At 56.8% G+C, this 12,890-nt stretch carries 8 protein-coding genes and 4 pseudogenes; 7 read left to right on the top strand and 5 right to left on the bottom strand.

Translation table 11 applies throughout. The annotated features are described in order from the left end of the window. The first annotated feature begins 663 nt into the window (after positions 1-663). The 5 genes and pseudogenes from AC3WWR_RS05680 to AC3WWR_RS05660 all read left to right on the top strand — a co-directional run bounded on the left by AC3WWR_RS05680 (position 664) and on the right by AC3WWR_RS05660 (position 7,238). Entirely contained in the window at positions 664-3,471 is a 2,808-nt protein-coding gene (locus tag AC3WWR_RS05680; protein ID WP_492598553.1) for a multicopper oxidase domain-containing protein, read from the top strand. A gap of 24 nt (positions 3,472-3,495) precedes the next feature. Beyond that, positions 3,496-3,609 (top strand): annotated as a pseudogene (locus AC3WWR_RS05675) (SCO family protein); the annotation flags it as partial. A gap of 97 nt (positions 3,610-3,706) precedes the next feature. Beyond that, positions 3,707-4,915 (top strand): MFS transporter, encoded by a 1,209-nt coding sequence (locus AC3WWR_RS05670; RefSeq protein ID WP_492598552.1) that lies wholly within the window; start codon positions 3,707-3,709, stop codon positions 4,913-4,915. 334 nt (positions 4,916-5,249) lie between these two features. Then, a complete protein-coding gene (locus tag AC3WWR_RS05665; protein ID WP_020800158.1) occupies positions 5,250-6,746 on the top strand; it encodes a DUF1254 domain-containing protein in 1,497 nt (498 codons plus the stop codon). A 171-nt stretch (positions 6,747-6,917) separates the two neighbouring features. Then, positions 6,918-7,238: a DUF2513 domain-containing protein gene (locus tag AC3WWR_RS05660; RefSeq protein ID WP_141195528.1), complete on the top strand. Its 321-nt coding sequence runs from the start codon at positions 6,918-6,920 to the stop codon at positions 7,236-7,238. Positions 7,239-7,533: 295 nt separating this feature from the next. On the opposite strand, the pseudogene AC3WWR_RS05655 reads toward AC3WWR_RS05660, so the two are convergent. Together AC3WWR_RS05655 and AC3WWR_RS05650 are read right to left on the bottom strand one after the other, a co-directional pair. Further along, positions 7,534-8,591: pseudogene (locus AC3WWR_RS05655) on the bottom strand (diguanylate cyclase). 925 nt (positions 8,592-9,516) lie between these two features. Next, complete coding sequence (locus tag AC3WWR_RS05650) at positions 9,517-9,747, bottom strand: hypothetical protein (RefSeq protein ID WP_033039294.1); 231 nt, start codon at positions 9,745-9,747, stop codon at positions 9,517-9,519. Positions 9,748-9,922: 175 nt separating this feature from the next. Here AC3WWR_RS05650 and AC3WWR_RS05645 point away from each other — a divergent pair, with 175 nt between their 5' ends. Continuing rightward, positions 9,923-11,584 (top strand): SulP family inorganic anion transporter, encoded by a 1,662-nt coding sequence (locus AC3WWR_RS05645; RefSeq protein ID WP_432669309.1) that lies wholly within the window; start codon positions 9,923-9,925, stop codon positions 11,582-11,584. 19 nt (positions 11,585-11,603) lie between these two features. Here AC3WWR_RS05645 and AC3WWR_RS05640 read toward each other — a convergent pair whose 3' ends face one another. Together AC3WWR_RS05640 and AC3WWR_RS05635 are read right to left on the bottom strand one after the other, a co-directional pair. After that, positions 11,604-11,792, bottom strand: a complete 189-nt coding sequence (locus AC3WWR_RS05640) for a ribbon-helix-helix protein, CopG family (protein WP_020800162.1) — start codon at positions 11,790-11,792, stop codon at positions 11,604-11,606. Between the two features lie 257 nt (positions 11,793-12,049). Further along, positions 12,050-12,166, bottom strand: a pseudogene (locus AC3WWR_RS05635) (VOC family protein); the annotation flags it as partial. Between the two features lie 107 nt (positions 12,167-12,273). On the opposite strand from AC3WWR_RS05635, the gene AC3WWR_RS05630 reads away from it, so the two are divergent. After that, positions 12,274-12,486, top strand: coding sequence for a phage integrase family protein (locus AC3WWR_RS05630; RefSeq protein WP_020800164.1), 213 nt, complete (start codon positions 12,274-12,276; stop codon positions 12,484-12,486). A 59-nt stretch (positions 12,487-12,545) separates the two neighbouring features. Here AC3WWR_RS05630 and AC3WWR_RS05625 read toward each other — a convergent pair. Beyond that, positions 12,546-12,711: pseudogene (locus AC3WWR_RS05625) on the bottom strand (phenylacetate--CoA ligase); the annotation flags it as partial. Positions 12,712-12,890: the final 179 nt, after the last annotated feature.

Here is a 12,890-nt window from a genome sequence, read left to right as displayed (position 1 = left end):
TTGGTCAAGCGAGGAAAAAAGGGCACCCGGCCTCGAAGAGTTCAGCTTCCCGGGTCATGGGCGGTCAAGGTGATGAAGGATTTTCCCTGATTCCTAACTGCAGAACAGGAAGATGTGACTCCAGGCGACCCCTGTCGAAAAAATGAAAACCATGAGTGCTAGCGTGAGGATTATCGAATCGATCCGCATGGTAGTGACCCCTCGCAGGCTGGCGGCTGATCTGCGGCGCAGGTGTGTTATCCAGGCATTGATTGCACGTCTGCGAGTGCCCCTGGAGCCGTTAGTGAGTCCAGAGCATTCTCTATGCCAAAGCTCCGGCAACCCGCTGTACCCCGGCGCGAAAGCGGCCTGATTGCGTGGACAATTTCTCCAGCTGAAAAGTTGATGGCGGGTGTGGGTAATACTGCCCATTTATGTGGAATTGCTCCGAATGTGGGTACTGTAAATCGCCGCTGGAGTGAGGTTGTAAAGGTGCCTCCCTGAATTGGGTGTGAACTTTCCCCGGGAATGGGTGTCAATCCCCAGTCGATTTTTCTATAGCTGCATATTTGTGTTTATAAGTTGTTGTTTTTAAATGTTTTAATGTTTATATAAAGTCGTTGCGCCTGGCTGGCTCCTTGCACTGTCCCCACTACCCCCTTCACACATTCGAGGCGGCTGGTGATGGACACAAAAGCGCGGTATCCCTTCAAATGGTCTGGCCTGTTGACGCCACTAAGCATCGCTTTGTCGATGACACTCAGCACAGGGAACTTGCGCGCCAGCCCCATCGACGATGAGCGACAGCCGCAGCCAACGGACCCCTCTGCCTATCACGATGAAGCGACTGACAAAGCGGCCGCGCTGAACGCCATTTTGACCATGCCCGATGCCAACATGGATACCTTCGATTTACCCGCAGGCGTCAAGGGCAGCAAAGACACCACGCGGGTGGAAAACATCCTGCCGCCAACGCTGCAGACCAGTTTCAACTACCCCACCAACGGCAAGCCCAGCCCACTGTACGGTGCGCTGCCGTTCACTCAGCCACTGGTACTGTTCGAAGAATTCGGCCTGGAAAAACTCGATCCTACTACCCCGGCTGCACTGTTGCCTTTTCCACCGGCTACCATCGGCCCGCTGCCGCAACAGGATCCCACCAGCGTGGCACGCAGCGCGCCGCCGAGTGCAGCGCTCGACGCGTTCTTGCGTCAACCGGGCTTGACGCCATACCCCAGCCAGTATTCGAACGTGGTCGACCGTAACCCTTGGCAGAAGCAGATTGAGTTTTTCCTCAACCGCCGAATCGGCTCGTCGGCTGAAGGCCGTCCGCCAGGAAAAGGCTGGTCGCACCAGCGCTGGAACGAGTTCTACCCGCAGGTCGCCTACAAGACCGTGCAAACCGGTGCACGGTTGAATACCGGTTTGCGTGATAGTCGGCAGATGCACCGCTATGCCATGGGCGAGTTTGGCCCCGGTGGCCTCTATTACAATGTGGCTGGCGTGCCGGCGACCGCGGGTACCTCCAAAGGCGCTGAACCGCGGTTTCACCCGAAAATGCCAGTGCAGAAACACAACTCGCTGTGGACCTTCGACGGCACCTTGCCGCCCAAATTGCTGATGGTGCGCTACGGGCAGCCCGTGTTGATGCGCCATTACAACGGCTTGCCAATCGACCCGTCGGCGAACATGGGCTTTGGCCTGCACACCATCAGTACCCACGAACACAACGGCCACGTGCCAGCGGAAAGCGACGGTTATGCCAACGCGTTTTTCTTCCCGGGGCAGTTTTACGACTATCGCTGGCCGATCCAGTTGGCCGGCTACGACAGCATCAACACCAAGGCCGAGGATCCGCGTGCAGCGTTTCCGTGCTCGCCGGGTGAGACCCTGTGGACCAATGACATGAGCCCGGGCCGCAAGACGTGCGAGAACGGCACGATCAAGATCCGCGGCGACTGGCGCGAAACCATGAGCACCCACTGGTTCCACGACCACATGCTCGATTTCACCGCGCAGAACGTCTACAAGGGCAACGCGGCGATGATGAACTACTACAGCGCCCTGGACCGCGGCAATGAATCGGTGAACGACGGCGTCAACCTGCGTTTGCCCAGTGGCAGCGCCTTGCCCTGGGGTAACCGCGACTACGACGTCAACCTGCTGTTTGCCGACAAGGCGTGGGACAAGAACGGTCAACTGTGGTTCAACCCCTTCAACACTGCCGGCTTCCTCGGTGACCAGGTGCTGGTCAACTGGAAGTGGAAACCGACCCTGGATGTGCGCGCCCGCAGCTATCGCTTGCGCATGCTCAATGGCTCGGTGTCGCGTTACTTCAAGCTGGCGCTGGTGCGTGAAATCAAGGGCACCACGGGTGAGTTCCCAGGGCCCGTCGGGTCAGGAGTGTCCTATGCCCGCGTGCCGTTCCACATGATTGCCAACGACGGCAATATCATGGAACACAGCGTGCCGTTCGACGGCACCATGGACCTCGACGCCGACGGCGACAAACAGAACCACAACGCGATCCTGCCCACCCTGGGCATCGCAGAGCGTTTCGACATCATCGTCAACTTCGCGAAAAACGGGATCAAACCGGGCGACAAGCTGTTCTTCGTCAACCTGCAGGTGCATGAAGACGGCAAGGGCCCGGAAGAACCCGCCTCCCTGGCTGACGTGTTGTCCGAGAAATACCGGGCGATCCTCAAGCAAACCAGCAAGGGACCGAAGTGGGAGGAGGGTGATCCGGCGGTGGGCAAGGTGTTGCAACTTAACGTCAAGGCCTACACCGGGCAGGACCTGGCCATGGACCCGGCCGCTTATGAACCGGCCAAACCCGGTAAGGCTGAAGGCCTGGTGATGATCCCGCTGAAGATTCACCGCGACAATCTTGCCGATAAGGCGCTGCTGGCCAAGGCCCGTCACCGCACCTTCACCTTCGGCCGTTCCGACGGCACCGATGAAGCACCCTGGACGGTCAAGACCGATGGCGGCTTCGGCTTCCAGATGGATCCACGGCGCTTGAGCGCCTCGGCTCAGTTGGCCAGTGGCCCCACCGATGCCGGTGCGACCGGTTTCGGCACCCTGGAAGTCTGGAACATCAAGCTCGGCGGCGAAGGCTGGAGCCACCCGGTGCATGTGCACTTCGAGGAGGGGATCATCCTCAATCGCGGGGGCAAGGCGCCACCGGAATGGGAAAAATGGGCACGCAAGGACGTGTACCGTATCGGCCCGGAAAAGGACGGCCTGGACAACGTAGAAATAGCGATCAGCTTTCGCGAGTTCGCCGGGACCTACATGGAGCACTGTCACAACACCCAGCACGAGGACAACTCCATGCTGTTGCGCTGGGACGTTGAGAAACCCGGGCAATTCCAGCTGATGCCGACACCGCTGCCAAGTTGGGACGGTGTGCGCTACGTGAACTCCGCCGCGCTGCCAACCTTCCGCACTGGCGACGGCAACGGCCCGCAAGCGGTGGCCAAGCCATGAACCGCGAGGGAGCCCGGCCTTACAATGTATGCGGCGTGCTCCCGCGCCCTGGGCATCCACCTGATTTTGCTGCTGGTCACCTGCCTGCTGGCCCATGAGGGAGCATTGTCGCCGAAAGAGTCGGCGACGCCCTGGGGATTGCGTTAGCGTAATCGTCAGTTCGGTGGTCATGGCTAACGGTGGCACACTGTCGTTCTCAGTCTTTCCTTCGTACCCATGAGTACAGGATGAAAAAATGAGTAGCGAAAGTCCGCGCACCGGCGCTGAGCGCTCTGGCATTCCCCGCACGATCTGGGCGTTAGGCTTTGTCAGCCTGTTCATGGATCTATCGTCGGAGTTGGTCCACAGTCTGCTGCCCGTGTTCATGGTCACTACATTGGGGGCCAGTGCATTGACCGTCGGGGTGATCGAGGGTGTTGCCGAGTCGACCTCGATGCTCATCAAGGTGTTCTCCGGGGCGATCAGTGACTTCATGGGGCGGCGCAAAGGATTGTTACTGCTTGGGTATGGCGTAGCGGCACTGAGCAAGCCACTGTTTCCCCTGGCACATTCGGTGGAAGTAGTCTTCACCGCACGCTTTCTGGATCGAATCGGCAAAGGCATCCGGGGTGCACCGCGAGATGCCCTGGTTGCAGATGTGTCGCCGCCGTCAATCCGTGGTGCCTGTTTTGGGCTGCGCCAGTCGATGGACACCGTAGGCGCTGTTCTTGGCCCTGCCATGGCCATCGTGCTGATGATATGGCTTGCCGATATCCAGCTTGTGCTGTGGTTTGCAGTGATCCCGGCAATAGTGGCGGTGGCGCTCATCGTCGTGGGGGTCAAGGAGCCCACGCCTGTCTCCAGGGAGCGAACGTTCCGATCTCCCATTCATTGGCGAGTCCTTCCCGGCTTCTCCCGTGGCTATTGGTGGGTCGTCGTTGTTGGCGGCGTCTTTACACTCGCCCGTTTCAGCGAGGCGTTCCTGGTTTTACGGGCGCAGCAGACAGGCCTGTCGGTCGCCTGGGTTCCGCTGGTGATGGTAGTCATGGCCATTTTTTATGCGTTGTCCGCTTATCCCGCCGGCTGGCTGTCTGATCGCATCAGCCGTACGAAGCTGCTGTGCATGGGCATGGGATTACTCATCCTGGCGGATCTGGTGATCGCTGGATCCGGTTCGATCATCACGATGATGCTGGGTGTCGCGTTGTGGGGGCTTCATATGGGATTCAGCCAGGGCATTCTTGCCTCGCTGGTAGCGGATACCGCGCCCATGGACCTGAAGGGAACCGCCTTCGGTATTTTCAATCTGGTCAGTGGTGTATGCATGCTGATCGCCAGCGTTCTGGCGGGTGCGATATGGCAAGGCATGGGCTCAGTCAATACGTTCCTCGCGGGGGCATTGTTGGCCGCGACAGCCCTGTTCTTGCTGATTGCTGTTGAACGCAGCAGGGGCCGAGCAAGCTAGGGCGTAACGCCCTGGCGGATAGCGGATGTCACTGTTTCTTTTTCGCCGGCTTGCCTGCCTTGTCTTTCTTGTCGGATGACTTCGAAAGAGCCGAGGCCGCAGCGGGTTTCCTTTGCTTCGAAATCGACGACCCTCTCCAATTGGGGGGGGAGAAACCAGGGAGCAGGGAGCACAGTGTTTGCTCATCGACAGCGGGTAAAGGCACCCGTGATGCAACAGACCGACCCGGCTTGCGTTTCGTTGAGCGGTTGTAATCGAGTGAGGTCGGTGCATTGCGCAGCCTGATTCGCAACAAGACGATCGATGATCGCTTGGATAATCGAAGGAGAGAGAGATGTCAGGAACCTCCAGGGCACTGGGACAGATACTGCCGATCGCAATGGCTGCGCTGCTCGGCACCGCCGCACCCGTTGTGCTCGCCCAGGCAGAAGCCGTGCCCTCGCAAGCGCTGGTACTGCCTTCAGGACCAGCCGAAAATACCCGTATTACCGAAGCATACGCTCGCCTGGTGGCGCGTGATGCCTGGTTCTGGGCCTGGCCGATGGTCAACATGTACAATCGGCGCCTGGCTTACGCCAAAGCTCCCGAGCAAGGGCTCATTGGCGGCACGCTGCCAATCGCACCCCACAATCGCCTGACCATGCTCAGCGATTACATCAAGCCGGATCAGCGCTCCATCGCCTGTCCCAACCAGGACGTCGTTTACGGCGCTGGTTACCTGGCGCTCAATGACAGCCCGGTGGTCATCCAGATACCTGACTTCGGCAAACGATTCTGGGTCATTCAACTCTCCGATCTACGCACTGAAAGCATCAATGGCCTGGGCGTAATGTACGGAACCAAACCCGGTTTTTATCTGGTCGTGGGGCCGAACTGGCAGGGTACGGTGCCCAAGGGCATTACCCGAGTGATCCGGACTCAATCCAATGCCGCCTTCGTCGGCCCACGCGTTTTTCAAGATGACACGCCGCAGGACAGGCAAGCGGTGCAAGAGGTCATCCAAGGCATCAACGTCTATCCAGTCGCCGAATACGACGGCACTATGAAACGCCAGGACTGGCGAAAGCTGCCGGTCTTCCCGAAGCGCGATGACGCCAGGGGCGAAACCCGCTGGGTGCGTCCCGACGTCTTTTTCGATCAGTTGCCGGCCGTATTGGACCTGGCACCGGCGGTGGCTGGAGAGGCGGCGCGTTATGCGCAAGTATTGGCCGTGATCGCCGCTGCGCAGAAAAATCCGGAATTGAAGCAGGCGATGATCGACGAGGCGGAAAAAGCCGATCGGGAACTGATCGACCCATTGCTACAGTTCCGCAACTGGGGCATTGAGCTACCCCATCACTGGTCCACCATCACCAATGGGGCACACTTTGGCACCGACTATTTCACACGCACCGCCGTGGCGAAGTCGAACATCCTGGTGAATGCACCCAACGAGACACGGTACTTCTATCAAGACCTCGATGCAGCCGGCATGCGTCTCAATGGTGCGACTGCTTACACGGTCACCTTCGCGAAGGGACAATTGCCGCCAGTGAAGGGCTTCTGGTCGCTCACTGCGTATGACTCTGCGCACTTTTTTGTGCCCAACCCGCTCAACCGTTACTCGCTCGGCACGAAAAACCAGGATCTGAAGACCAATGCTGACGGCTCGCTGACATTCTATGTACAGGCCGAGTCGCCAGGCGCGGACAAGGAAAGTAATTGGCTACCGGCACCGAAAGGGGCGGACTTCTCCCTCTTCCTGCGAGCTTATTGGCCGGATGATGCAATTACGAAGGGCCTCTGGACACCCCCGGCAATCGAAAAGCGTGCAGTCGATACCTCCAGCTGACAGATCGCCAGCGAGCGGGAGAAATCCCGTTCGCAGAGGCGATTTTTTTTCAACAGTGGGTTGGTCGTCGCAGGTCTTAAGACTCAGGAGCCAAGCCGGATTTTTTGTTTCTATAAGCAATTCGATAAGAATAGAATCGAACCAAAGTAGTTAATTTCTGTGGGGTGCAATGTGAAACGAGACAACACGCTGATTTTTGGAGTTTTGTCGTGCATTGAATCCAGCCTGATATCCGTTGGGTCTTCATATTCGGAAATTACGCATCAGCTTGAACACGACTATGGCATCTCTGATGATAGTGAGCATCTTGGAGATTTCCAAAGAAGCTTGGAGTATCAGATGGAGATCCTCGAAGATGCTGGATTCGTGAAGAAATACTCAGAACACTACGATACTCCGGACAATATTTTTTATCGTTTGACGTGGGCTGGACACGATTATCTCGATGACAGAAGAACGGCTGGTTGCTTAGTCACGCGGCTTGTCACTTAAAGACCCCGTTATCATTCAGATGAAAAGCTTAAGCGTATCTCGTCAGGACCACATGTGACTTTGCTTCCCAGTGTGGGATATCAAGATAGGCCAACGAGTACGAAATGTGGTTGACTTACTGAAGTCGTATCCAGGCACACGCGCCATCGACAGTAGCTTTTTAACGATGCTCGCCTTCCATGCTGGCTACCCCTGCGAAAAATGATCTGGGTTGCACCCTGGGCATAGCCCACGATGAAACCATCTAGTTGCTGTAAAAATTGGTTTACAACGGGGCTAGCGAATCCACTGTGATTCAAGGTGCGTTGACGATGTCGCCTGAGGTGAAATGGACCTTATCGCGCCCACTGTTCTTGGCCGCATACAGCGCCTTGTCGGCTTCGTTGAGCCAGTCTGCGGCGTCGGTCATTGCACTGCTGCACGATGCCAAGCCGATACTCAGACTGACTCGCAGCTCAGGCAGTTGCTCATTGCGGTAGTTGCCCATTGCCCTTCGCAATCGCTCCATAATTTCGCCGGCCTGGCTCAGTGGGCTGTTGGGCAGGATCACACAGAACTCGTCTCCACCACAGCGACCGGCTAGGTCACCTTGGCGAAGGATTTTCTTAAGTTCGGCGCTCAGCTGGCGTAGCACGCTGTCGCCAACGAGATGGCCGTAAGTGTCGTTGATTTGTTTGAAGTGATCGACATCAATGATCGCGATCACCGTTTCGAAGCTCTCCTGCCGGCAGGTGAAAAACTGCACGTTAAGCAAATCCTTCCACGCCCCATGATTGAACAGGCCGGTGAGACTATCGGTACAGCTCAGGGCGCTAAGACGGCGCTTGTGGTCGGCGAGCTTATGGCCAGGCGATAACAGACCCAGCCCAGCGCTAACGGGTAGAGCGTCAGCATCGGCAAGCAGGCGTAAATCTGTAGGGCGGTTACATTAAGCTGCACCTGCGGACCGAACAGTGTTATCGCAAGCAGAATTCCGACAACCTGGGCTAGCGCGCCATGCACGAACAAACGCTGGCCGCCTGCAGCGACGTTGTTCATCGTCATCATCGAAAGGATGGTAACGGCAGGCAAGGGATTGAACTGCATGGTCGCGGTCCAGAACCCGCCCATCACTGAGTCGTAGAGTAAGTTGCGCCGCTCCGCCTGATACGGCTCACTCGCACGGATGGCCAATTGATAGGCCAGATGCGGCCAAACCAAGCCGTTGAAAAGCAACAGTACCCATATCCATCCCGGCAGATCCAGCGGCGCAATGGCGGCCAGTACGCTGAGCATGCCAATCGCCAGGCCAATAAGGCGTGGCAGGTAGATTCGTTTGGCAAAAGACTGTCCTTTGCCAATTTTATTTTCCATTATCCCATTACCATTCATTGGTCGCTCCCTCGATCGATATGGTCTACTGCAGGGTCGCCGCTAATCGCATAATTCGCATAAACATTCTTCAATATTAACGCGAGGGTGAAGAGCGGCCTTGCAAGCGCTCTCAAGGCTTAGGCAAACCGCTCTGACTCCCGGCCTGCCACGATCGTACAAGTCTCGCTGGCCATTCGATCATAATGTTGAATCGCCAGCAGAGCGACTTCTGAATCGGTCCTGGTTTCATAGGCACATCTGACAGGCCGTTTTTGGCCGATTCTGTTGAAAAAGTCAGCCATGGTTTTTACAGCAAAAAAATACGCACTTGAGATTGAAGTCTTTACTTTGAGCAGAAGATTCCGTGGCTCAGATTTAGCGTGGCGGCGCGCAAAAAAGGCATTTTCAACGGTAAGTATGCGGACAGTCTGGAAGGACCGACGTTTTCAACAATATCGGGCGTTTTCTGCCTGTCACGAGGGCCGGTAGACGTCTAAACAGCCGCTCGGATGCTTTAAGGAAAGCAGGGGCGATTCCCCTGCCACCTAGTCGGTCCGACGGTGTGGCTGAAGGGGCAGTAATGGCCCGCTCGTCCTGGTCTGAGATATCAAGGTGACAGTACGGCGAACGAGTGGTCAGCTACGACATTCGAGCTCTAGTGAAAAAAGCGCGCCGTCTAGCCAGTGTGCACGGTGCCTTACGCTCGTCGCCCAGTACGAGCGGGCCTTAGCTCATGCCACGGCCCGCTTACGCTTGGCGACAATTGTGTCTGGTCATGATGTTTGGGAGATCATGCTGGGCACTAACGGACTGGATGCCACCCGCCAAGCGCGGTATCAAATAGCCATGCAGGGTCTAGTTCGACCTGCCTGTGCCCAGTCAACTATCACTGACATGATTATGTCTCCAAGGCGTGATCCAAGGGTTAAAAGTGGATTTCAGCGGTCTTGAGGCCCAGGTCTCGAAGCTCGGCGATCAAGTCATCCAGATGCCCAAAAGACTCGACCTCCTCGTTGTCATCAACCAAGAAATAACTCCTGCCAGCGTCCTTCTTGAAGAACACTATCCACTCCTTGGGGTTGGTCGGGTTTGCGATCACATGGGTGTCGAAGGTCACGCCTTCGGCATGTTTGGTTTGCACAGTTTTACGATTCATGTCTGTCACCACGCTACGCGCGCTCTCAAAATTCTCTATTTGCAGTGCATGCCCGCCCAGCTCCATCTGAGCTTTCACTATAAACATCTCCAGCCGCTCGAAGCAGTGGACCTAGGGCATTTGAATTATCACTGTATGTTAATATTATGCACATGCATCCACTGAGGGGCTAGCCATGATTGCGATAGGTGAGGCATGGAAGGCGGGGTTGTTGGGGCGAGGGCACTGGCTTCGCAATATGGTGTCTGGCGTGATCGTCGGGGTCGTGGCGCTCCCTCTGGCAATGGCGTTTGCCATTGCATCTGGCGTCAAACCTGAGCAAGGCATTTACACCGCAATCATCGGTGGTCTGCTGGTTTCACTCTTTGGGGGAAGCCGCTTGCAGATTGCCGGACCGACAGGTGCGTTCATCGTGATTCTGGCGGGGGTCACGGCCAAGCATGGCGTTGACGGACTGCAAATCGCCACGATGATGGCGGGGGCCATCTTGTTATTGCTGGGGATGGCACGGCTCGGTGCGATCATCAAGTTTATCCCCGACCCGGTGATTGTCGGATTCACCGCGGGCATCGGTGTGATCATCTGGATCGGGCAGTGGAAAGACTTTTTCGGTTTACCGACGATCAGTGGAGAGCATTTCCATGAAAAGCTCTGGCATCTGCTACAGGCCCTGCCAGATCTTCACATGGTCACCACCCTGTTGGCGCTACTTAGCCTTTTCCTGGTCATCACCGCGTCCAGAATTCCCGGTCTCAAACGGGTGCCTGGGCCGCTGGTCGCAATGGCGGTCGCTACAGCAATACAGTCAACCTTTCATTTCGAGGGGGTAGCCACGATTGGCAGTGCATTCGGTGGTATACCTCAAGGCTTGCCAGCGTTGAGCCTGCCTGAAATCACGCCGTCCCGCGTCATCGATTTGATTGGTCCGGCGTTCACTATCGCCATGCTTGGAGCAATCGAATCGCTGCTGTCCGCGATGGTGGCCGATGGCATGGCGGGCACCAAGCACGATTCCAATCAGGAGCTGATCGGTCAGGGGGTCGCCAACCTGGTCACACCATTGTTTGGCGGCTTTGCAGCTACCGGGGCCATTGCCCGTACTGCAACCAATATCCGTAACGGCGGCACGAGCCCGCTGGCCGGCATTACGCATGCGGTCACCTTGGTGCTTATTGTTCTGTTCCTGGCACCTCTAGCCTCAAACATCCCACTGTGCGCCCTGGCTGCCATTCTATTCGTGGTCGCATACAACATGAGCGAGTTGAAGCACTTCAAACGCATGGTCCAACGAGCCCCACGCGCAGACGTATCCATCCTGCTCATCACTTTCAGCCTCACGGTGTTCAGTGACTTGGTGATCGCCGTGAATATCGGCGTCATTCTTGCGATGCTGCACTTCATGCGCCGCATGGCCTCATCGGTGGAAGTGCAGCAGGTCGTGGAGCACGAGCTTGAAGAAGAGCTGAGGACCAATGGCCATACTCGCCTACCGCCAGGGCTTTTGATTTATACGATTGAAGGGCCATTGTTTTTTGCTGCGGCCGAGACCTTCGAGCGTGTGATAGCTCAGACCCACACTGACCCAAACCTGCTGATTATCCGTCTGAAGCGCGTACCGTTTATGGATATCACGGGCTTGCAAGTGTTGGAGGAGGTTATTCAGCAGCTGCACAAGCGGCATATCGTGGTGAAGCTCTGCGAAGCGAACACGAAGGTGCTCAACAAGCTCGATAGGGTGGGTATCCTGCAAGAAATTGGTCTGGAGCATTACCACGCCGACTTCAACACTGCGTTGGCTGAAGCTGTCAGTCATGTAGAGGGTACGCCGACTCTCTAGAGACTACTGTCCGTCGTAGTTATGACTTGGTGCTGGTGGCATGCTTGCTCTTGGTCGAATAGCTGGCGCCGTGAGTGTCCAGGTAGTCACGAATCAGTTGGCGGACCACCTGCGAAGACGTCAGGTCTTGTGCTGCACAGAGGTCCTCGAAAGCTTTTTTCTTGACGGGATCAATGAGCACAGTGAGGCGCGCAGTCTTGCTTTCCATGGGGTATTCAATCGCTCAAGTCGCTGGATGTTAATCAAATTGTAATTGCCTTGTCCGGTGCTGTCACTGTTGCGGCGGTGGGTTGTTCGGTACCTCGACTTAACACACTGGAAAGCCCGCTCAAAAGGCGCTCTGGTATGAGCGTCTCCCGCGGGCTGTGGATTCAACCGGCTGCCCGCTACACAAAAGGTGGAACAGGGTCACCGGCAAACTCGCGAAGTAACCATGTTCCTATTTAAGCGCAGCGCCAATGCGGCTTACGCGGCCTTGAAGCAGTAAGCGGCCAGCTTGTTACCGTCCAGGTCCCTCGCGTAAGCCGCATAAGCGTTAGGCGCCCAGCCTCGCGGACCCGGTGCACCTTCGTCGGCGCCGCCACTGCCAGCGGCGCGCAGCGACAGTACGAGCGGCGCCATGCGCAAGCGGTCGAGCACTTTGAAACGGAGTGGGGCGGGGGTGCTGCCGGCGCGCTACCTGGCGGCCTATGGCGCTCAATTGTCCAGCAACACCGCGCACGCACCTGGCGGCTATGGCTCAGTGGCAACAGCAATGCGGCTTCGATGACCCGACCAAAGCGTCGCGGGTACGTGATGTCTTGCGTGGCATTCAGGCGCTGCGTCCGCAACCGATCAAGCAGGCGCAAGCGCTGCAGTTACAGCGGCAGAGGCGTACATCGAGGGTCTGGGCGGGTAACTGACTGCCGATCAGTTGGCTATGCGGTTGCGCGCGCGCGGGACCAGACGTTGCTCCTGCACAGTTGTCGCGTAGATCGCTGTTGCACGTAAAGGGAAATTTCGCCGGGTCATCGAGGGATTCGAGGTCGTCGGGGGCGCACCGGCTTCGGCGAAACGCTTTCGATAAAGCGCAAGTTTTCGAAGGCATGACGGAGGCTCCAGCGCAAACGACTTAGTTGGTGTTGACGTGGCCGTTTTCATGTAATCAAGCGAAATTAGCGAATTTATAAGAAGCCTGATTGATTATTTATATAAGGGGCTGTCTCCGATTTCCTGGGCACTATTGCTGTGCAAGCACAGATTGCAACGTCAGTTCGAACCCTGCACGCCGTCGAACTTGATTGTATAACGGCCATCAAGGTAGGTC

Source organism: Pseudomonas sp. EB271-G4-1 (genome assembly GCF_058791355.1).
This window is presented reverse-complemented; position numbering and strand designations above follow the sequence as displayed.